Annotated in this window: 14 protein-coding genes; 1 reads left to right on the top strand and 13 read right to left on the bottom strand. The window is 40.2% G+C overall.

Going from position 1 to position 22148, the window contains the following annotated elements; translation table 11 throughout:
• Positions 1 to 275: 275 nt before the first annotated feature.
• From MKY77_RS03590 to MKY77_RS03555, 8 genes are all read right to left on the bottom strand, one after another.
• Positions 276 to 3401, bottom strand: a complete 3126-nt coding sequence (locus MKY77_RS03590; protein ID WP_339148915.1) for an alpha-mannosidase — start codon at positions 3399 to 3401, stop codon at positions 276 to 278.
• Positions 3402 to 3471: 70 nt separating this feature from the next.
• The gene (locus tag MKY77_RS03585; protein WP_339148914.1) at positions 3472 to 4794 is read right to left on the bottom strand and encodes a glycoside hydrolase family 125 protein; all 1323 of its coding nucleotides are present in this window, start codon (positions 4792 to 4794) and stop codon (positions 3472 to 3474) included.
• Positions 4791 to 7511, bottom strand: coding sequence for an alpha-mannosidase (locus tag MKY77_RS03580; RefSeq protein WP_339148913.1), 2721 nt, complete (start codon positions 7509 to 7511; stop codon positions 4791 to 4793). Before MKY77_RS03580 ends, MKY77_RS03585 begins: the two co-directional genes overlap by 4 nt.
• On the bottom strand, positions 7508 to 8149 hold the full coding sequence (locus MKY77_RS03575; RefSeq protein WP_339148912.1) for a YesL family protein: 642 nt from the start codon (positions 8147 to 8149) through the stop codon (positions 7508 to 7510). The genes MKY77_RS03580 and MKY77_RS03575 overlap by 4 nt, the downstream gene beginning before the upstream one ends.
• Positions 8134 to 9060, bottom strand: coding sequence for an ROK family protein (locus MKY77_RS03570; protein WP_342515647.1), 927 nt, complete (start codon positions 9058 to 9060; stop codon positions 8134 to 8136). The genes MKY77_RS03575 and MKY77_RS03570 overlap by 16 nt, the downstream gene beginning before the upstream one ends.
• Positions 9048 to 10433, bottom strand: coding sequence for a glycoside hydrolase family 1 protein (locus tag MKY77_RS03565; protein WP_339148910.1), 1386 nt, complete (start codon positions 10431 to 10433; stop codon positions 9048 to 9050). The genes MKY77_RS03570 and MKY77_RS03565 overlap by 13 nt, the downstream gene beginning before the upstream one ends.
• 145 nt (positions 10434 to 10578) lie before the next feature.
• A complete protein-coding gene (locus MKY77_RS03560) occupies positions 10579 to 13248 on the bottom strand; it encodes a discoidin domain-containing protein (protein ID WP_339148909.1) in 2670 nt (889 codons plus the stop codon).
• 513 nt (positions 13249 to 13761) lie between these two features.
• Positions 13762 to 14247 (bottom strand): DinB family protein, encoded by a 486-nt coding sequence (locus MKY77_RS03555; RefSeq protein ID WP_339148908.1) that lies wholly within the window; start codon positions 14245 to 14247, stop codon positions 13762 to 13764.
• Between the two features lie 177 nt (positions 14248 to 14424).
• On the opposite strand from MKY77_RS03555, the gene MKY77_RS03550 reads away from it, so the two are divergent.
• The gene (locus MKY77_RS03550) at positions 14425 to 15624 is read left to right on the top strand and encodes an MFS transporter (protein WP_339148907.1); all 1200 of its coding nucleotides are present in this window, start codon (positions 14425 to 14427) and stop codon (positions 15622 to 15624) included.
• Positions 15625 to 15735: 111 nt separating this feature from the next.
• Here the strand turns inward: MKY77_RS03550 and MKY77_RS03545 are convergent, their stop codons facing one another.
• The 5 genes from MKY77_RS03545 to MKY77_RS03525 form a co-directional block, all read right to left on the bottom strand.
• On the bottom strand, positions 15736 to 17205 hold the full coding sequence (locus tag MKY77_RS03545; RefSeq protein ID WP_339148906.1) for a PASTA domain-containing protein: 1470 nt from the start codon (positions 17203 to 17205) through the stop codon (positions 15736 to 15738).
• Entirely contained in the window at positions 17198 to 17869 is a 672-nt protein-coding gene (locus MKY77_RS03540) for an ABC transporter ATP-binding protein (RefSeq protein WP_339148905.1), read from the bottom strand. The genes MKY77_RS03545 and MKY77_RS03540 overlap by 8 nt, the downstream gene beginning before the upstream one ends.
• A 102-nt stretch (positions 17870 to 17971) precedes the next feature.
• Positions 17972 to 19438 carry an ABC transporter permease gene (locus tag MKY77_RS03535; RefSeq protein ID WP_339148904.1) on the bottom strand — a complete coding sequence of 489 codons (1467 nt, stop codon included), beginning with the start codon at positions 19436 to 19438 and terminating at the stop codon, positions 17972 to 17974.
• A gap of 449 nt (positions 19439 to 19887) precedes the next feature.
• Entirely contained in the window at positions 19888 to 20856 is a 969-nt protein-coding gene (locus MKY77_RS03530) for a tRNA-dihydrouridine synthase (RefSeq protein WP_339148903.1), read from the bottom strand.
• 486 nt (positions 20857 to 21342) lie between these two features.
• Entirely contained in the window at positions 21343 to 21876 is a 534-nt protein-coding gene (locus tag MKY77_RS03525) for a hypothetical protein (RefSeq protein ID WP_339148902.1), read from the bottom strand.
• Positions 21877 to 22148 lie beyond the last annotated feature (272 nt).

Here is a 22148-nt window from a genome sequence, read left to right as displayed (position 1 = left end):
CATGTTTAGTCATTTGCCCTGTCCGTTACCGTTATGTAAAAAGGAAACAGTAACAGAGACCTTTTCATCTCTGTCACTGTTTCTTACCTATTGGCTCTTTTCTCAAAAATCGTTGCTATTTACTAGAAAACATCGCCAGTTGAACTTTTTACTACTTACACACTCTAAAGGATTGCAAGTAGTATTTTTAAGTAAAGCAGAAAAAAGAGCATGGCAGTAAGGAATATTACGGTTGATGTATTAAACGAAAAAGCAACAAGGTTTACGAAAACAGCCTATCTATTAAACTCCAATTCAATCGTTTTCACTTCATACGGTGTAAAGGAAAGGTTAATCGGACCTTCGTTAAAATCCATGTATCCTTCATCTTCCATTAAGTTGACCTCTCTCCATCGCCCGATAGAATAGCTACTATCGATCACTACTTCCTCTGTAGAACCTTCCATTTCATGGAGTCTGATGATGGTTGATTCTCTATCTTCCGCTTTTTTAATGGTATCTAATACGATCCGATCGTTGTTGAGGGTGAAAAGGGATTTCGTAAACTCCTCTTTTACTTTCCCTGCTGCCACTCTAAGTGGAGCATTCAAATAGGTGGCTTCCCTTTCGATATCATGCTTATGGGCTGGACCTTTAAATGGGTATATGGAATACGTGAATAGATGTATTCCTATATCTGCTTGAGGATCCGGATATACAGGACCTTTCAATAATGTTAGCGCCATAACGTTATCTTTTATGGAGTAGCCATATTTACTATCGTTCATTAAACCAATACCATAGTTTGGCTCTGTAATCGCAGCCCATTTATGACCGACTGTTTCAAACCTAGCCATATCCCAAGAAGTATTCCAATGGGTTGGGCGTTTTACATTTCCAAATTGAATATCATAAATAGCTTCTGTCGAGCGGATACCGACCGGGAATTCTACTTTCAATAGTTTTTGTCTTGCTTCCCAATTTATTTTTGTTTCAAAATCTATTCGTTTTGTGTGAAGGTAACAATGGACATATTGTTCTATTTGGACCTCCTGATAGTCCCAGGCAAAACGGATGGTCGTTCGCAATGGGCCATTATCCACCAGAGAACAATCCTTTAAACTTTGGATGATGTCGTATTTTTCCTGATAGAATAAATCAATATCCCATGCATCATGAGCAAGGGGCTTGTCTTCATATAATTTGAAGACATTCCCAAGAGAACGGTGTTTGAGCATCTCTCTATTTGCTTCTATATCGAAGATTGTTGTGAGATGCCCCTCCTCATTCCATTTCAATCGATAATGAGGTGTTTCCCATGTCCGCTTTGCCAAATCGACCTGACTTAATAATCCGCTCGAATTGTTTGAAGCATTAGTGGACGTAATCGATTGATACGAATATGGTTTGGTCCTCTCTATCAATACAAGATGCTTGCCCTTAGCCGTTTTCTGAGATAATAGTGGCCCCCCATTCTGTTCAAATCCTGCTTGTTCATCGGCATTATCCGGGATAGTCAGTAACGCTTCCGCCTCATATTGGTGAGGATGGACATATGACCAACTCCCCTCCCCTTTTTCTACTATTTGGGCTTCCTGATTTCCCACGAGCTCTGCACTTATCCTGACAGCTTTTTCATAATCTTTGTGTGCATCCTCGTATACTTCTGTAATCGAAGAGCCGGGGATTATATCATGGAATTGATTCAGTAAAATTAGTTTCCATCCTTCTTCCATTCTTTCTGCTGGGTAGTTATTCCACCCATTTATCACACTATTCCATAAAGAAATAAATTCTGATTCCTTGTAAAGAAACTCTAGCTTCCTGTTCATTTGTTTCATTTTCGCTTGGCTTGTATAGGTGCCGCGGTGATATTCTAAATATAACTCACCATCCCAAATATGAACATACTGATCTGTTTCACTTATTGTTTCATGAAGCCTTTGGAAATAATTTTCTGCTTTTGTAGATTGTACATTTGGTATTCCCGGGACAGTATCTAGTTGCCGTTTCATCTCTAACATCTCACGATTGACACCACCGCCGCCATCGCCGTAGCCATACGCCAATAGAAGGTCTTTGTTGATTCCTTTATCACGATATTTCTCCCACACCCCGTTAACGGTTTCTGCTGTAACCAACCCGTTATAAGTATAGAACCAGGAATCTTCCGGTCTACCAGGCTCTGGCGTGGTAATAAAATGTGTTAATATTTCCGACCCATCAATTCCCCGCCATTTGAACGTATCATGTGGCATACGATTGTATTGATTCCAACTAATCTTTGTTGTCATAAATGTGTCGATTCCTGATTTCCGTAAAAGTTGAGGCAATGACCAGCTATAACCAAATACATCCGGAAGCCAAAGGGTACGGTTCGTTTTATTGAATTCTTTTTGGAAGAAGCGCTTTCCATACAATAGTTGACGGACAAATGATTCACCAGATGGGATATTGCAGTCTGCTTCTACCCACATTGCCCCTTCGACTTCCCATTGCCCATCTTTTACTTTTTCTTTGATCTTTTCAAATAGCTCCGGATCTTCTTTTTTTATCCATTCATATAACTGTGGCTGACTTTGCAAATAGGTGTAATCTGGATATAGATCCATCAATCGCAATACAGTGGAAAAAGTTCGTTTTGCTTTTTCCTTCGTATGTTTCGTACGCCATAACCAAGCCAGGTCAATATGCGAATGGCCAATTGTATGAACGGTTACCTTTGTATTTTTTGCTAGTTCTTTCATATTGCTATCCAATGCATCCAATGCTTTGTAGGTTGATTCATAGAAAGCATCACTACCAGGAAGAGACCAATCTATAAAATAAAAAACACGATCTAGGGCAGCCATTAAATCCGAACGGATAGAATCATGTTCATTCAACCTTTTAATAGAATCGAGAATTGCTTTGGCCTTATAGTAAAAGGCATCTACCTCTTCATCAAGCCAGCCAACCCAGGCTTCTTTTAATCTATAAAATTGTTCAGAAGGAGTGCCTCCTCCTTCAAGTCCTGACCACAATAATATATCAATCTCTAATTCTCCTGTAATATCAGGAAGGATCACCTCTTGGTGATTAGAATCCACCCCTTGAAAAGGCTGTTTATTTACATATAATAATGACTCGAATCCCGAGTTGTTCCCACCACCTGTACGACCCATGTCTAAAAATAGGACCGCTTTTTTACCAGTCCATTGTTCAGGTATTTGTAACATGGTGTGAAGCCAAATATAGCGATCTCTTCCTGACCATGTATCATTCACCTTCATTTCTTTGGTGCCGTATTTTTGTGGGAGGATGGATTCCAAACCCTTTTCTGGCTCATGCATACGGAAGGCACCAATGGTTTGTAGTGCTCGATACCGTAGTCTATTTAAATCATGGATACGGTTTTGTAGCTTTTCTATTTTATAAAACATCGTCCACCTCTTTATTCTTATTATTCAAAGAAAAAGTTAGACGATGAGCATCTAACTTTTCCTCCATTTTTCACTTCGAGAAATTGATTTTATCTAACGGACTCCCAGGAACATGCATTCCAATTTCGCTTAAAATAAACTCGCTGAACATCGAGTTCGCCCATGCAAACCATGAACGTGTAAAGCTTTCAGGACGATCGGCATCAAATCCTTCATGCATATAATAAGTCGATCCATGTGTAGCTTTGAAAGTATTCACTATTCTATTTCTCTCTTCTGAGGTGGTAGCTGTCATCCCTTGAATCGCAAGGGAAATGTGCCAAATATAGTGATCTGGTGTATGATAGCTTCCGATTCCTTCCGCTGCAGCCCCTTCATAATAATATGGATTATGACGGCTTAGGATAAAATTTCTCGTATTTTTATAAACTTGGTCATTTGCGTCTGTATATCCTAAGTAAGGAATTGCTAATAGACTCGGGACATTTGCATCGTCCATTAAATTAAAATTACCAGCACCATCTGTTTCATAGGCATACATCTCTCCAAAGACGGGGTGATTAACTTTTCCACATTTTTCAATACCAACCTTTATTTCTGTAGCAAGCTCACGGCATTTACTTGCCAAAGTAGTACTATCATTCATTTCTTGTAGCATCTCGTCTGCATATTGTAAAGCTACGACAGCAAACATGTTTGCCGGTACTAAATAACCATATAAGCAAGCATCATCGCTAGGACGGAACCCAGACCAAGTCATTCCAGTCTCTACTGAATAGCCTCCTTTCCCATCACGAAGTAAAGTATCCGACACCCTGCAGTCATCACGTTCAAATAGGTAAGGTGATTTTTCTTCATGGTTCTGTTCTACTTTCCACACCCCATAAATCGTTTCTATCACTTCTTTTAATTGATCATTTAATATAGTTTCATCTCCTGTTGCTTTCCAATATAGATAGGTTAATTGGATTGGATATGCCAGAGAATCTATTTCATATTTCCTTTCCCAGATCCAGGGGCTCATATCGGTCCGGTCATTTTGATGGCCTTGATTGTTAGCGGTCTGGTTGAAAGCATTGGCATAAGGATCAAGCAAAATATACTTCCATTGACGCTCAATTACTTGCCTTAACATTTTAGCAATCTCCTTATCTTCCTTCGCAACCATCAAGTATGGTCTAACCTGTGCGGAAGAATCCCTTAACCACATGGCAGGGATATCCCCTGTAATGACAAATGTTCCTTCTTTGTCCTGCTTTAAAGTCGTTTCATACGTGTTTAAAAAACAATTTTCAAAAAGCTTCTGAACCTCCCTATCCTCTGAATAATATTCCTTCACTTTATCTATGACCTGTTGTAATGATTTAGGCACGACTTTTTCATGCTGTTTCATTCCTTGTCTCCCCCTTCTTCCTCTTCTACTGACAGGGTGATAATCTCGTTTGGCTTGATTGATATCTCCACTTTCGACTTACCGAGCTTTTCCCGTTTTTCTTCTAAAATAGTTGATAGGTAGATAGATTGGTTTGCGTTTACCTCCACCACGATATCGGCGTCTGAATTGGTGGGATTAAACCATCTGATGATTGTACTCTTTAAATCCAGTGATGGTTTACTTGTTGTTAACACAGCTTTTTCGCTGGACCATTTAAATAGGTCCATTGATTTGCCTTCTTTTCCGTCCCTTTGTTCAACCTGTACTACCGTTGGCTCCAATGGATACTGATACGCCGTAAGATAGGCTTTTGAATCCAGTACATTCCCTTTATGAGGAATGACCATATATTCGGCTTTGTTGGTTCCCAGACATTGAGCTTCTGGTGTCTCAAATACTCCCCAATCCCCAAGCTCTCCCACTGAACGCAACAGAGTCAGGGCGATTGTTCCATTTGGAATGATTTCATATTCATGAAGCCCCTTTGCCGCAATCGTCAAACCGTATTCATTATCATCAAGACTGACAAACCGTTGCATATGATGGTCAAAGGTTGGATTTTTCCATTGGGTTTCAGGTTTATTTGGTCTTTGGGCTATTTGAAAGATGCTATCTGCATAATGGTGCGTGTTCCCCGTCCCTACTGGAAACAATGCACGTAAGCGGTGGTCTTTCGCTGGATTATCCACCGTCACTTCAACTTTCAACCCTTTTGCTGCTTTTTCTAATGTTAGTACCGTTACGATGTTCAATGGTACTGTCTCTTCATGCCTTTTGGCTGTTCGTTCTGGATGCCAAACTAAATTTTCCCGTTCTTCTTTTAGCAGGTCATCAGCTGATTTAGGCACTTGGAGAGTGGTGGTGACCTCCACTGATCCACAAAGGCTATTATTTTCTACCATTCTTATGGTGGAAGAAATAGCTTCTGTAGTCACGCGCATCTGATCTCCCGTCTCTTTAAACATATATTCGTTTCCGATATCACCGGTATCTTCATATATCCCAAGGTTTTCATATACTTTTCCTGTAAGCCTATCTGTTATGGAAAAAGAACCGTTCGGATGAATAGCGACTTTTAGATATTCATTAAGTAAAGACTGTTCCGTCTCCGTCCAAATGGGTTGTTCATCATTGTCTAAAGGCTCGTTTGCCGGAACAAGGTAACACATTTCATAGCCGATATGAATGGTAGTATCCAGAATGAACGTCACTTCCACTTCCCTGGCATAATATGGTCTTCTGAAACCATCATCAGGTAAGTCGTAACCAAAGCTTACTCCCAAGTCTTTTACAACAACAGGAAGTTTTGTTGAATTCCAACGCTCCATAACATACTCAGGTATAGATTCCTTTTTTAACACGTTCGGAATAGCGGTAAAGTCCATTTCACTGAAAAATATCTTCCTCACTGCTACCTTCTTTTTTATCACTGTAGTAGCGGCTTTCCCACCTGTATGGAATACCGCTAAAGGGATGGCATCTTGGAGATCATGTGTTGAATTGATTGTATGAGCAACATCGCGTATTTGTTCTTCTATAAATTTACGTGCACCTTTTTCCACTTTTTCAAAACGCGTTTCCATTTCACGGTGCACTTCATCTACACTGCAACCGCAAATGCTATCATGTGGGTGATTTTCCATAAGCAGCTTCCAATAATACTCTAGAAAGTCCCTGTGGAATTCCCGATCCTTTGCAAATAACCCCAAAGGCTCCATTACTCTTTCCAACATGGTTTGAGCACGATCATTTGCTTGTTTTAAATAAACTCGTGCGCTTGCCGTATTCACTAATGTTGACCAGCCATCTGTCTTTTGGTTACGCAATTCCCCTCGTATCGTTTGAAGCTCTTCTGGCAATTCCTTTTTCACTTTTTCTATATACTCTTGGAAGCTGGAATGCTTAAATTTTATATTTGGAAAAAGCTCATTTGCTGTTTCAATGGCTTGGATGATATCCTTTTGCAATGGTTGATGGTCACAACCATTCATGAATAATAACTGGGATGTAGAGGCAAATCTCTCTGACTCTTCCAACTTCCTCTTCCAGAATTCCATTGCTTCTTCTTTTTCCGTCGGTATTTCGTTACCATTGGAGTACCAATTGGCAAACAGGATCCCTAACACTTTAGAGCCATCTGGAGATTCCCACATCATTTCGGAATATGGAGAGGAATATTCATCACTATGATGAACCTGATTGTTGAATCCTGTAGGCGTCACCCCTCTGCCAAAAGCTGCAACATCGATATTTGCTTGCTTTAATATCTGCGGCGCTTGCCCATATATGCCAAATGTGTCGGGGTAATAACCGATTACCCCATCCTGGCCTAATTTCTTGGTATCTTTCATTCCATACAATAAATTTCTTATGTTCGCTTCTGAGCTGGTCAAAAAAGCATCCTGCAATATATACCAAGGTCCGATAATCAACCGGCCTTCCTTGATGTACTTTTTCACTTCTTCTTCCTTCTCAGGGCGAACCTTTATATAGTCATCTACCATGATTGTTTGGCCATCCAAATGAAAACTATGAAAATCCGGATCGGATGCCAATTTAATCAATAAGTCATCGAATAATTTCACTAAATAGTATTTATGCTCTTCTAATGACATATACCATTCCCGATCCCAGTGGGAATGAGAAATGATATGCGCTGTCTTTTCTTTTGTCATGATTGGCCTCCCGCTATTTCGTGTCTGCTGCCATATTGCACTTCCTTAAATCGATTCATGGAAATCTTCATTACCCAGTATGCGGGCATTACCCCTAATGTGAATGGAATCAATCCAGGAAATTGCTGAATTAAATAGCCTATCATCATTAGTCCGATAGTTATCAATAAGTTATGCTTCAAACTAATCAGCGTAATGATGAATGGTTGAAACAGATAGTTTCTGAAGGTTTGCTGGAAATGAACGTAATAGCTAAAGAAATACAAAAAGGAGAAAACATAGATTACTAGAATAAACAAAATGATCATCGTGCTGATAAGAGCAATAATACCTTGTATTTGCGTTACTAATAGAAGGTCGATTACAAGGAAAGCGCCTATCAGAAAATAAATCCAGCCCAAAGCATTAGCCTTCCAAAAGTTATCCTTATAATAATTCCGGTACTCTTGCAGCATCGGATAATCAATTCCGCCTTTTAACCACTTTCTTGTAGTTGCAAACATCGCAACCGTGGCCGGGAACAAACCGAGGACGATTCCTCCTAACAGAATGTGGAAAATCCACATTATATTCAGTTGAATGATTCTCCAAATCCATAAACTTGATTCGGTAAAAAAGCCACCTAATCTCGTAAACATACCGTATCTCCTTTCTCGTAACATTCTTTCCAGCCAACAGCCGCTCCATATAATTGTGCTTGATCAAGATAATGGCATAATGAGAGGGAGGGGCGGATTTCCGCAAAAGGTTTTGATGCCAATACCTCATTTAATTTCTTAGAAAGTTCATTCAGAAATCCCGGTTGTCTTGTAATTCCGCCACCGATTAAAATCTTCTCAGGGTCGAGCATATACTGTATATTAAAGACCCCGACCGCTAACGTTTGAAAAAATGTATCTAGGGACTTCCTCGCTTCAGGATGACCTGCCTTTGCCTGCTCAAAAACCAACGGTCCGGACCATTTTTCAAAATACGGGTCAGCTTTTTTCAATCTGCGTGTAATTGCTGAGGAAGATCCCAACTCACTCCATGTGCTAGAAGCAGAAAATTCACGGTCCAAAAGAATGTATCCAAATTCTCCTCCATGCAAGTTAGCCCCTTTATAGAGCTTCTTATTGATGACAATCGCCCCGCCTATTCCTGTACCGCAAATCACACAAGCATATGTATCGATAGTTGCAGCTGCTCCATTCCACATCTCTGCCAGTGCCGCACAATTCGCATCATTCTCCATAAAGACAGGTAACTTAAAATACTCTTCTAATAGTTGTTTAACATTTTGTTCATGGACGAAAGGTACAGAACTATACCCAAGCACATCCCCAGTACTACTTACACTTCCAGGACTACTGACACCAATTCCAATGATGGAATACTTCTTGCTATACGTTTTGAACTGATTTTGCACCCATTGAAGAAAGCTTTTACAAGATCCCGGTGTTTCTATTTCCTTCTTGCCTTCTAGCTTTCCGGCCCTTGAAATACAGGCAATCTTCGTAAAAGTCCCCCCAATATCAATCGTCAAAATACATTCCATCATTTCACCCATTTATCCGGAAGAGCATTTTCCTTCGCTAATTCAGCAAACCAATATGCACTTTTTTTCTTATGGCGATCCATCGTTTCTAAATCTAGTCTTATTAATCCGTAACGATTCTTATATTCATTGAGCCAAGACCAATTATCAATGAACGTCCATACGTGATATCCATAACAGTTGGATCCTTCTTTGATTCCTTTTTGTAACCAACGCAGATGATTTTCCACAAACTCTATTCGATAATCGTCTTGCACTTCACCGCTCATATTAAGGTATTGTTCTTCTCCTTCCACGCCGATCCCATTTTCGGCAACATACCAAGGAATGTTCAAATATTCATCACGTATCCTGAGCGCGATATCATACAAGCCTTTTTCGTATATTTCCCAGCCCCTATGTGGATTCATTTTGGCATTTGGCCACTTATATGGCGTAAAGTAATTTTGTAATACTTCGCCATTGACGCCTTTCTCCCCAGCTTGCACCCTTCTAGGTTGATAGTAATTTACACCTAGAAAGTCAATTTTGTGTTGTTTTATTAACGTAAAGTCCTCCGCCCTGCAGTTTAGAATTATTTGTTCCTCCTGCATAAATTCCTTTAGCTCTACAGGAAAAGTTCCGTGAACAGCTGGATCTAGGAAACTTCTGTTAAACAAGATATCCGCCCAATTTGCTGCCTTTAGATCAACAGGATCAGCACTGCGGGGATAGCTAGGTGTTAAGTTTAAAATAATCCCTATTTTGCCTTTATAGTAATTCTCTTTAAATACTTTCACTGCTTGAGCATGAGAAAGTATCGTATGGAATCCAGCTTGGAAAGCTCTCTTTAAATCAACTATGGCCGGTAAGTGTTTATCATTTAAATATCCCATTTCTATCGGAACAATTGGTTCGTTAAATGTCACCCAATCTTCTACCAAATCCCCAAAACAATCAAAAGCAGTTTTAGCATAATAGCCAAAATCTTGAACGATATCGCGATTCTCCCAACCACCTTTCTCATGCAGATAAAGTGGCATATCAAAGTGAAATAAATTTATGATTGGCTTCACACCGTTATCTTTTAACCTTGTAAAAACATCTCGGTAAAAGTAAACAGCCTTTTCATTTACATTCTTTCCATCTGGCAGCAGTCGCGCCCATGAAATAGACGTCCTATAGGAATTAAAACCAATATCTCTCATGGTTAAAATATCAGTTTTATAGTTGGTGTAAAAATCAGAGACTTTTTGGGGACCTATTTGTTGATAGAATCTTTCTGGTTCTGTTTGAAACCAATGATCCCACACTGTTGGCGCTTTTCCATGCATATCCGAAGCCCCTTCAAGCTGTGGTCCAGAAGATGCAGCCCCCCATAAAAAATGTTCCGGGAATTTTTCCATTCTCTAAGTCCTCCCCCATTTTAGAAATCGCTTACATTGCGTTACTCTTATCATATAAAGAAAAAAAAGGACTTGGAACGGATTCGCCCCAAGTCCTTTAATAAACACAGGAAAACTTTAAAAATGACATTAAAATCTTCCAGCTCTAAAATCCATATACCTCGAACTCAAAAATTCTTGTTGCCTGATCCCCACCTTGTGTTGGCTGTTGGACAGATAAGCGAACGTATCTTGCCTCTGTTAAGGAGATCGTATGTTCACTCACTCCACCAACATTATTTGTTACAGCAACCACTCTTTCCCAATCTTCTCCATCTCCGCTCACTTCGATGGTAAAGGCCCTCGTATTGAATGCAGCAGGTTCTCCACCCGATTCAGCATGTTTCAAAACAAAGCTGGAAAGCTGATAGATCTCTCCCAAATCTATTTGTAACCAACTGTTGGAACCTATGGCGCACCATTTACTATTGTCGGTTACTTTTCCGTCCACCGCATATTGCGGTGCTTCAGTTGGGGAACATTGCCCACTTGCAGTAGCCGATTTATTTAACGCTACATTAGCAATATTAGCGGCATCCTCTGAAATGGTGATGAATGCCTCTCTAAGGAGCACATCTTCCCCTTCACTGTTCCTGGCTATTAACTTCACGGGATAAACTCCCTCTTCCATATAAGTAACTATCGGGTCTTCTTCCATGCTAGACACTGGATCTCCGCCTTCAAATACCCATTCCACCTCTTCAGTTGCCTCCGAGGACTCATTAAAGAATTGGATGTCCTCCCCAGGTGCAGCAATAGATTTACTGACAGAGAAGCCTGCTTTTGGTGTTGGATAGGCAGGCCATTCAAAAGTGATGAGTGCCCCGGAGCGACTTCTTGTTAGATTGTGATTAACAGATACAACTTCCAGGGTTGTCACATTCTCCTTTTGCTCTCTTCTAAGGTCGGAAATATAATAAACATCATTGGGAACCGCTCCTACAAATTCCTTTTCACCATTTTCTAAATGACGGTAAATCTCATAATGCTTGACATCCTCCGACCCTTCCCATTTCAAGGAAATATCTGCATAAAGCCCTTGTTTAAAAACAGTATCTGTCACAGATACATTAGAAGGCATGTCAGGAAGTGTTTTGTCATGTTTATTCAGAACCTTTAGTTCACCAATATTCATACTATAGTCTTCCACTGGCTTATCACTCTCGAAATATAAAGAAATCGTTGCGATACTTTCACCAGCAAATTTCTTTAACTTAATATCCTCTGTAACCCATTTCCCATTACTTTTCTTCTTCACATCGAAAAATGTAAAGGAAGCGGGGTCATCCAAGAAACTGACTCCTACTTTCATATTCGTCTGTTTACTGGATCCTTTAAATGTAACCCCTATTTCCGTATCTTTTTCCACCTTTATATTTGTCTTGTATAATTTTACGTGTGTCGCATTTTCCTTTGACAGATTTCCTGAAACTTTTAATGAGCTCCCACCATAGAATGCTTCATCCCAATCAAAATCAACCTGTAGTGCTTCCCCTTTACTTTCCGTAAACCAACGCCAAGTTGGTAAAACATCCTGCAAACTGCGGTTATTCCACGACTTATTTGATTTTACTTTTCCGTCAATCGTGAAGAACTTCCCACTACCCGTGTTAAAATTTGTTATAAAAGGGGCTTTATTGATCACAGTGGTTTCACTGAAATAATGTGCCATCCCTTTCCAACTTTCCGGATTATCATGGGTTTGACTTGGGTTACCTGCCTCCCCAACCCAGAATTGTTGTTCTTTTTGATAAAAATCCTCCATATTATCGGTCGTCTTAAACGCCCAATCCGGACGATAGATGCCTAGGGATGCAAACGGCGAACCATTCGCAGGGAAAAGATTTTCCCAGCTCACTCTTGAACCCGTTCCATTTGCCTCCACATCAATTCCCGCAAATAAATCATAAGGACTGCGCCCAAGCTCTAATGCTTTGTTATAGGAACGTTCCTGGCTATTGTTCCACCACCAGAAATTAAGGAACATACTGTCTGCGACCCTGGTGTCATCTTCTTGAAGAAACATCTTATTGCGGTCGGTTAAGTAATTCTGCCAATTGATGCTCCCGTTTTCCACCATGGAGTCATACCACATAATGTGCATCTCTTCTTGCTTGTTTTCTTGTAAATAGATTAGAAATTGTTGCATCTTTGCAGCAGTTTCAGCGGATCCACCTTCTGTTTCTTGATTGATGAACCAACCGTCAAAGCCGTAATATTCAGCTACCTCCAATAGCTTGTCCGCAGCTGGAAAAGACCCATCCTCACGCTGGGCAAGCATCTGATCTACCCATTCATCTCTCCCACCATATACTTTTGGAGGAAAAAATACGTTTCCTAAAATAGGCACACCGTTTTTATGAGAAGCATCGATAACATCTGCACTTGGAGGGGTAATTATCCCTTCACCAGCCGAGCCTGCCCAATACACCATTAAGTCTACATACTGCCAATAGCTGAACGTATTAGCAAAAAAACTGTTCCCCCCTTGTGATGGAACCCCGCTCGTGTTAGGGTTTAGTGCAGAAAGGGCTACTATTTTAGCATCTGATTGTTGTGTATCATTACTATTAAATAGGACTTCCCTTTCAGCTAGAGGAATAGAACTTCTATTGAATTCAGCATGAGGGTCGTTTTCCGGACTCCATTCGAGCAAGCCCTCTGGGTACCAGTAAGAGGATTCTGGTTGTTTTGCAAAACCATTGATCGGATTCATACAAATAAGTAAAACTACTAATGCGCAGAAATATAGAATACTACCCTTCTTTCTCAACATCACTCACCCCTATTGTTTTTTCCGTTCGATATTAATAGAAACATCCAACTATGACTTTTCCAACTTTTCCATCATCACCTACTTTACAAATGAAGAGGCAAAATTAAAGCGCTTACAATGATGGGTTTAAAAATTCAGAATTTTCCCCTCCTAAGATAAACAACAAGATATAAGATGGCCTATAGAGTGTCAATCTGTCACACAAAAGAGCTATAGATTTTACACCATTCCTTTAGTTTCTACATTAGAGGGGGAGAAGACAGGGCTACAGACTTTGCCTTATTCTCTCAAGCCCACACTATCGCTTCCAATGGAAAATCAAAAATAAAAAGGGGACAACATGACTTGCCCGTTGCCCCTGTACATTTATGAATAATTCTAATGATGGTTTTGCTTCTTTACTATGCAGGGTCCTTTAATAAGGAACCTGGGACACAACGTTACTCGAAATATGGTACGCAAAGTTGGTCAAATACTAGACAATTAAACCAATGTATCTGCTCTTCCCCTTTATCACTTAACCACTTCATTCCAACTTCCCTGCAGCTTCCGAATGTATAGGATCTGTCCGATGTGATAGGCGTTATGAGTGGTAGCGTTGCTTATTAAATGCCACCATTTCGCTTCCACTGGAAAACCAGTGGCATCTCCGCACAGCTTTTCTTCCGTAAGGATTTCCTGCCAAGCCAATAGACCTTCAAGCAACTCCGTTTTCATTCGATCAAAGCTGTATTCTTCAGGGATAAGGAAGCTCTCTTCATTATTCTCAACGGACGGAACGGCTTTAACATCATCGGCTCGATAACGCTTTTGCCAAACATTATTCCAAAACAAAAGGTGCCAAACTATCTCCGCAATACTGTTCGAATTATCATTCGGTTTCCAAAACGCATCCTCTTCTTTAAGCCCTTCTACCGCTTCCGCAAAGGAAACATACCAACTCCTATCATTGGCATTGGCCAACAGCTGATCAGCAAGTACTTCTTTTGCATGTGTCATTTTGTCCTACACTCCCCTTAATCATTATTTAAAGGGTATTCTCGTCTTAGAGGCTAATTCCTTTAATTCTTTACCACTGCGAGAATATTTCTTAAAATAGCACGCATTATGTTATGATGTTTAGGTTGTTTATCTACCACATAACACACTTTCATTCAGCTTAGAAAAGAGGTATTTATGCAATCTGAAAAATTAACGAGGCAACACTGGTTGCTCATCTTAACACTTTCTTTATTAACGTTTGTCCTTGGTACAAGCGAGTTTGTTATTGTTGGGATCTTGACGGAGATTTCCTCAAGCCTTGATATGTCTAATGCAAAAGCTGGTACGCTTGTTTCTGCGTTTGCCATTACATTTGCCATCGCCACACCGATCGTGATGTCTGCAACAAGTCATTTTCCAAAGCGTAAATGGATGTTGTTTTTAATAGGGGCTTTCATTATTTTCAATGCGTTGTGCGCGGTTTCTACATCTTACACGATGCTACTTTCTTTTCGGATTTTGACAGCAATTGTGACGGGTGTTCTTATATCCCTAGCCATGATTGTGGCAAGTGAAACCATGCCGGCAGCAAAGCGGGGACTTGCCATATCTTTCGTGTTCGGCGGCTTTACGCTTGCGAACGTTATCGGGGTGCCGATTGGGACGGTTGTGGCATCATGGTTTGGATGGAATTCCACGTTCATGCTGACGACTTTATTGGGAGTACTGGCATTCGTAGCATCTTATTTCGTGCTGCCAAGCAAGCTCAGCCAGGTCCGAAGCTCGATTCGGGATCAGTTCTTGTTGCTGACCAACCCTAGAATCTTGATTGCCTTTTTCATTCCCGCTCTCGGATTCGGGGCAACCTATGTCGTGTTCACATATCTTGTTCCGCTTCTGAAGGGAATGGGAGCACCAAACTATTCCATCAGTTTAATTCTTTTTGCATATGGATTCATCTCGATTTTCAGCAATATTTTGGCAGGTAAAATAGCCAGCCATAATGCAATCGGTCGCCTTCGTTTTGTGTTTCTCATTCAGGCGGTTGTTCTGATAAGCTTATTTTGGACTACCAACCATTTCGGGCTGGGACTTGTAAACATTGGATTGATGTCGTTAATGGCCATTCTCATAACCACATCCACCCAGCTCTACCTGATAGACCTTGCTGGAATCTATCAACCAAAAGCAACTGGGCTCGCCGCCTCCCTCATGCCTGTGGCAAGCAACGTCGGCATCGCTTTTGGATCAGCCCTGGGTGGGTTAGTCTACCATCAAGCCGGCCTCATTCATGTGACATGGGTTGGCGGTATTGTTGCTATATGTGCGAGTCTTCTTACGTTCCTTAGTTATTATTTGGATCAGAGGGAGCTATCGAGGGGACAAGCGCGCTGACCCAATTCTTATGCATAGACGCAAAACCCCGAGAATACCTTGTATTCTCGGGGTTTTCACTTTGACTATTATAGTTCGATAATGGGTGTCGGTGTACTTGTCCCTTCAACCCTACTCTCCATCGCCCATATCCCCTGGCATTGGTGCCATTACCGGTGATACAGAATCATTCTTACTAATTTCTACCTCAACTGTATAGGTCATTGCAATAAACTGATTAAACGCACTCATACCGACTATGGTCCCCTTAATTTCTGGGGAGTCGACATATTTCACAATATAATTCACGTTCGCTCCCTTAGATTGATAGTCTTCATAAAAGAGACGTGGTAAATCTCCATCTAATTGACCACGATAATCTCTTAAATACGGGCGTCCTAATGAATACACCACAGTGATGGCCGTCTCCTCTTGACCCGTCAGTTTTGTACCCGCTTCAACCGATTGAGAAATGAGTTTCCCATATGAGACATCGGAGTGGAATTTTTGTTTTACCGATAACACCAATCCTGTTTGTTCACTCGCTTCATCCGGTGTAAGATCTCCGAAGTTCGGCACAATCGTTGCCTTTCCTAAGGAGACTTTCACTTTCATTTTGTCTTTCTTAGCAATTTTCTCCTCTGCTTTTACACTCTGACTGATAACCAGATTAGCTTCAATGGTGTTTGAATCTTCTTCTTCATACTCCATCTCAATCATGTTTGTTTTGGCCCATTGTTCCACTTCTTCTTTTGGTTTGTTAGTAAAGTCCGGAACCGTGATATCCTTTGCAAACACTTCTTCTCCTTTAGACAGGTACACAGCAGCACTATCTTTTCGTTTATAATCCTCAGCCGCAATATTGCTATCTCTTATTTCCAGCCGGATGAATTCCCCTTGCTTAATTGTTTCACTGAATTCGTATACCACTTTGAGATTCTTTGCATAATTTTCTTCAATCCAACTTATAATATCAGCTTGAGATAGCGTTGAAAAATCAGGAAGTGGAATGACATCTTCAGGATCTGCCCCTTTGCTACTTACAAATTGAACCGTTTTTCCTTTGCGAACTTTATCTTTTTCTGGAACACTTTGAGAGATAATTTGGTTTTCCTCATACTCCGTACTAAATTCTTGGGTTAATTCCATTTCTAAGTCGTTATCCGCTATCCAAGAACGGGCTTCAGAAACAGGCTTACCCACAAAGTCATCCATCTTTACATGTACCATTTGATAGTATATGAAAAAGAGTAGGATACCGGCCAGAACAGATCCGGCGATAATAATCCCTTGCTTACGCCGTTTATTTCTCCTATAGTCAGGGTCCACCTCTACTTCTTCATCTGACCTATCGGTGTCAGCATCCACCTCTACTTCTTCATCTGACCTATCGGTGTCAGCATTCCCTTGCACCATATTAGAATAATATCTACTTTGTGTAGGTTGCTTTTCTGAATTACTACTAGTTGACGGTACCGTCTCTACTTTTGGCTCTTCTTGAATATCGTCACTTTTTTGTTCCTTCTTTTCCCCAGACCTCTTTTGCTCATTCTCTAATTTATCATAATTATCTTTACCAAACTTGGATAAAAAGTCACTCATACGGAGCTAAGACACCCTTTTTCAGTTGAAATATTTTATCAGATTGTTGAGCAACTTCTTGGGAATGAGTTACCACGATAACGCACTTTTGATGTTCGTGCGCTAATTTCTTAAAAATAGCGATGATTTCTTGTTCCATTTCTTCATCCAGGTTTCCTGTTGGCTCATCAGCAAGGATTAACTCCACATTTGTTGCTAAGGATCTTGCTATGGCCACACGTTGCTGTTCTCCACCAGAAAGTTGGTTTACCCTGCGATCCGCCTTACTTTTCCCAATGCCGATATAATCTAGTAGATTGTATGCGACAGTCATTTTATCATCAGGTAACGGGTTTTCTGTGATTGACATCGGAATTAATACATTTTCCACCGCTGTGAAGGTGGGGATCAGATTATAGTTTTGAAAAATGATCCCCACATTATTGCGGCGATAATAATCATAACCAATACCTTTAATATCTTGTCCATTAAACAAGATAGATCCATTTTGTGGCGTATCCAAGGCACTTATAAGGGATAGAAAAGTACTCTTTCCAGAACCCGATTGTCCTAAGATGGTATAAAACTTTCCTTTTTCAAAGGAAATGTTTGTATCTTTTAATATAAAACGGCGATTCTCACCATCTTGGTAGTAATAGTTCAAGTCTTTTACTTCTAATATCATGTTTCATCACCTTTCAGGTTGTAGGTTTGCAAATTACAAAAAATGTTTCAAAACATGTTTACTTTCTTATAAAGAGGGTATCTATTAATAATGTCTGTTTATTTACAACATTATCTTTCTCGGATTCAATCGAATGATGTAAATCAGCGGTAGAATCGTTGATAATAGAATCGTCGCAATTCCTACCCCATAGAATAAAAAGATAAATGAAGCATCCAATGACACTTGATAAGATGCAAGGACATCATCTGTAGTCAAATTAGAGTGCATGCTTGAATTAGGATACATGTAGTAATCTTCGTTAGTTTGACCTTTTTCCGTGTTGATCATCGTATCCGATACGCCTTGCGCTAAATAGTTTCCAGTGAATAAGGACAAGGTGATCCCTATAAGGGAAACAATCATCACTTCCAAAATGATTTGGCCAACCAGACGCCCACGACGCTCCCCTAGGGATAAGTAGATACCTAATTCACGTTTGCGATCACGTAAGAACAGAAGTACAACAAGACCGATAATCATAACGGTTGTGATAATTGCTGCAATCAATACATAGTTGGATAATTTAGACATGGATTGAATAGGAGCAGAGATTGTGTCGTATTGATCACTAGCTTTTCGCACCGTATACAATTCAGGTACCAATGGCTTTACTTCTTCTTCAAACGAAGCACTATCCTCCGGCTTGTTCAATACAAAAATAGGCGAATAGTATTCGGACATCTCTTCATTTTCCATCATCTCTGCAAATTCCGGATCAGACTTTATATACTCTTCTATATGTGCTCTATTTTCAGCTATTACCACTTCGTTAGGTACATAAATGGTATTTTGAAGATCCATATCCATCCAATCATACATACCTCTATCTTTGTTCGATCCTTCTTCCTTCTTCACCGACTGCGGCTCAAAAAATCCTATTACTTCTAAAACCACATCACGAACAGCAGTAGGTTTATCACTATTCATACCATAGATTTCACTATTTAATACGAACGTATCACCGATTTGGAGGCTATTTTTATCAGCCAATTTTTTAGAAATAATAGCAACAGAAGATCCATTCTCTATTTCTTCCTTCTTAAAAACACGACCATCCGTCAATTTTGATTTTTGTTCTTCAAAATCAAGGACAGGGGCATAATTAATCCCTTTTATCATAAAATCCATACTTAAGAAAGAATCATCTGTTACATGCTCAAAATCTTCTTGATGCTCTCCTCTGTAGCTTTTAAGCGTTTTAGAACCTAAATGAATATTGGTATTATAGTCATAGTATTTTACATAGGATAATTCTCCAATCTTCTTAATCAGGTCGAGATCCAAGTTTTTAATCTCATACTCACCCAATTCTTCAGCAGACATTTCATCCAAAGCCTCGTAATCAAGCTCGACCGTTGTTGCTGCTCCTAATTTTTCTTTAATGCTTGTCTCTACATTCCCCGTTGCTTGTTGAATGGAAATTGCTCCTGAGATTAAATTACCCAGCACAAAAATGACCAACAATAAAATAATAGACTTTCCTTTGTTCCTTGTAATGCTAAGCAATCCCCGTTTAATAAAATTCATGTACAATCCCCCCATTTTAGTTAGAATGCAAACGCCGACCTTGGTTTTTGTAAGCTCCCTTGGATATTTCTATATGTAAAGGACAAAGAAGCACCACCTCCTTCAAGGAGATGATAATCTCAAAAACTAGTAGTTCATAATAACTCCGAGTTTTTCTTCTACTTTCGCCTAGTAACGACATTGCAGCCTATATATAGACGTATAAACATAACAAAAAGTTCCATAATATCTTAAAAAAACCCAAAATATAATGGTTTTTCCAAATAAAATGAGAACTTCCTTGTTTCAAGAAATCCAATATAATAAACAGAAGCTAAATTCAATCATATATATACCTTAAATCTTTGAGTCGAGGGGACAGGCACGCCGACCCATTTTCTTAGTGCAAGGCGCACAAAAGCCGAGAATAGTTGGTATTCTCGGCTTTTGAAATTCATTTAGATAAGGGGTCACAATCCGTTTTCTTTCTCAAACCCATCAAGCAATGCACGCACTTCGTCAGTTGATTTCGTGTTCATGAGTTGATTTCTTAATTCCCCAGCCCCACGGAAGCCTTTGACATAGATTTTGAAAAAACGGTGTAGCTTTGATATGGAACGTGGCACTATTTCCGCATAATGATCTTGCAGGTCCAGCTGCAGCCGTAAGAGATCAAGGTACTCCTTGCTGCTGTGCTCTTTCGGCTCTTTTTCAAAAGCGAAAGGATTCTTGAAAATACCTCTCCCAATCATCACGCCATCAATGCCATATTTCTCCGCGAGCTCCTGCCCCTTTTGGCGGTCAAGAATATCTCCATTGATGGTTAGTAGCGTATTTGGAGCGATACGGTCACGTAATTCTTTAATATCGGGAATCAATTCCCAATGGGCATCCACTTCGCTCATTTCTTTTCGTGTACGTAGATGAATGGAAAGGTTCGCAATATCCTGTTCTAGGATATGCTTCAACCACTCCTTCCACTCGTCCACTTCCGTAAAGCCGAGTCGCGTTTTCACGCTGACAGGCAATCCGCCAGCTTTTGCAGCTTGGATCAATTCCGCTGCAACATCCGGACGTTGGATAAGGCCGCTCCCTTTCCCTCTTGTCGCCACATTCGGTACAGGACAACCCATGTTGATATCAATTCCTTTAAATCCCATCTCCGCCATGCCGATACTCATTTGACGGAAATACTCGGGATTATCTCCCCATATATGCGCCACCATCGGCTGTTCCTCTTCTGTGAAAAGCAAGCGACCGCGCACACTGTCCTTTCCTTCTGGATGACAATAGCTGTCGGAGTTTGTGAACTCTGTAAAAAACACATCTGGTCGCCCTGCTTTCCTTACAACAGAACGAAATACAACATCCGTCACATCTTCCATCGGCGCCAACACAAAAAACGGTCGCGGTAAATCACGCCAAAAATTATCTATCATGTCCAACTCAAATCCTCTCGTAATGTATACAATAACTAACTAATTTCACGTTCAAAAAATTTACACCTATACCTTATATCATGCTTCCTAACTTATTATCAAACACATCCATCTTTGGACATGTGTGAATGGGAAGAATTCTTTCGAAAACCGACAATGTTTATTTTAACGAAAATCGGTCCCCAATGGAATTTATTTAAACAAAATGCCAGAAGATACCTGCATCTATAGAAGAATTTCTAGGTAGATGTAGGAGCATAAATAATGATTTAAATGAGGAAGTACTCATTGTGATAGTGGACCCGGGATTGATATAACATGACTGAACTATATACCTTAACTGCAACCGAACTCTCCCCTCTCATTGAATAAATTTTAATTTAAGATTTAAAAACGTAAAAAGGCAACAGCCCAAAGGGGGTAGTTGCCTTGTTTTATATGAGTTTCGAGCTATCCATGGCAAAATACGGGGATAGCCGTATAAACTTATCCCTTTCCTTTACCTTTCTTCTTTTCTCCTTGCCCAAAATGAATGGGTTCTTTGTTCTCTGCTAGAACAACCCCGTTTAAATCCATCATCCTGATATGTGGTTCTTCTCCATTAAATAGCTCGGAATGCTTATATAGCTGGCGGACAATCGAATCAAGTGACACAGCTTGAAGGGAATTTTCAAGTGATTCGCCTTCTGAATTATTAACGACTAGCTCGACAGTGTCCGTATCTACTAGCTCTGCCCTTTTCAGCAGTACATCCCCTTGATCGTTAGGTTCGGTAAACCTGAATAAAATGTCATTGAACGTTTGCTCTGACAAATAAATATCTTCCCACTTGAAGTCCCTGGAATCAAGATCCATTGCTTCTAATTCTTCAGCAGTAGTGAAATCTCCCCTATTAGCCATCTTTTTCGCTTGTACCTTATTGGCAACATTTTGGGCTTCTTTCCCCGCCTTATCTTCATTGCCTCCACAAGCAGTAAGCAGCCCCATAATAGTAAAGACAATCAGTGCTTTTTTTAGCAAAATGGTTAACCCCTTTCCCGCATTTAATCAGATGAGGGTTATTATTAGCTATTTAAGGGTTATTATTCTTGGGGATCCTGAGTTATATAGAAACCCCATTTACATTTATGGAACCACCTGAATTAAAAAAAGGAAGAGTTCAGTCTTCCAAGCGACCGTATGGAACCACCTGACCCCAAAAAAGGAGAAGTTCAGTCGTCCAAGAGCTCGTATGGAACCACCTGAACCGAAAAAAAGAGGACTTCAGTCGTCCAAACGGTCGTATGGAACCA

This window comes from Sutcliffiella sp. FSL R7-0096 (assembly GCF_038595065.1).
Taxonomy (GTDB): domain Bacteria; phylum Bacillota; class Bacilli; order Bacillales; family Bacillaceae_I; genus Sutcliffiella_A.
Note: the sequence above shows the minus strand (reverse complement) of the source record. Positions and strands in the feature narration are given on the sequence as shown.

Excerpts from the sequence above, each read along its gene's own strand:
- MKY77_RS03590 (WP_339148915.1), bottom strand. The coding sequence starts at position 3,401 with ATGTTTTATAAAATAGAAAAGCTACAAAACCGTATCCATGATTTAAAT.
- MKY77_RS03585 (WP_339148914.1), bottom strand. The coding sequence starts at position 4,794 with ATGAAACAGCATGAAAAAGTCGTGCCTAAATCATTACAACAGGTCATA.
- MKY77_RS03580 (WP_339148913.1), bottom strand. The coding sequence starts at position 7,511 with ATGACAAAAGAAAAGACAGCGCATATCATTTCTCATTCCCACTGGGAT.
- MKY77_RS03575 (WP_339148912.1), bottom strand. The coding sequence starts at position 8,149 with ATGTTTACGAGATTAGGTGGCTTTTTTACCGAATCAAGTTTATGGATT.
- MKY77_RS03570 (WP_342515647.1), bottom strand. The coding sequence starts at position 9,060 with ATGGGTGAAATGATGGAATGTATTTTGACGATTGATATTGGGGGGACT.
- MKY77_RS03565 (WP_339148910.1), bottom strand. The coding sequence starts at position 10,433 with ATGGAAAAATTCCCGGAACATTTTTTATGGGGGGCTGCATCTTCTGGA.
- MKY77_RS03560 (WP_339148909.1), bottom strand. The coding sequence starts at position 13,248 with ATGTTGAGAAAGAAGGGTAGTATTCTATATTTCTGCGCATTAGTAGTT.
- MKY77_RS03555 (WP_339148908.1), bottom strand. The coding sequence starts at position 14,247 with ATGACACATGCAAAAGAAGTACTTGCTGATCAGCTGTTGGCCAATGCC.
- MKY77_RS03550 (WP_339148907.1), top strand. The coding sequence starts at position 14,425 with ATGCAATCTGAAAAATTAACGAGGCAACACTGGTTGCTCATCTTAACA.
- MKY77_RS03545 (WP_339148906.1), bottom strand. The coding sequence starts at position 17,205 with ATGAGTGACTTTTTATCCAAGTTTGGTAAAGATAATTATGATAAATTA.
- MKY77_RS03540 (WP_339148905.1), bottom strand. The coding sequence starts at position 17,869 with ATGATATTAGAAGTAAAAGACTTGAACTATTACTACCAAGATGGTGAG.
- MKY77_RS03535 (WP_339148904.1), bottom strand. The coding sequence starts at position 19,438 with ATGAATTTTATTAAACGGGGATTGCTTAGCATTACAAGGAACAAAGGA.
- MKY77_RS03530 (WP_339148903.1), bottom strand. The coding sequence starts at position 20,856 with ATGATAGATAATTTTTGGCGTGATTTACCGCGACCGTTTTTTGTGTTG.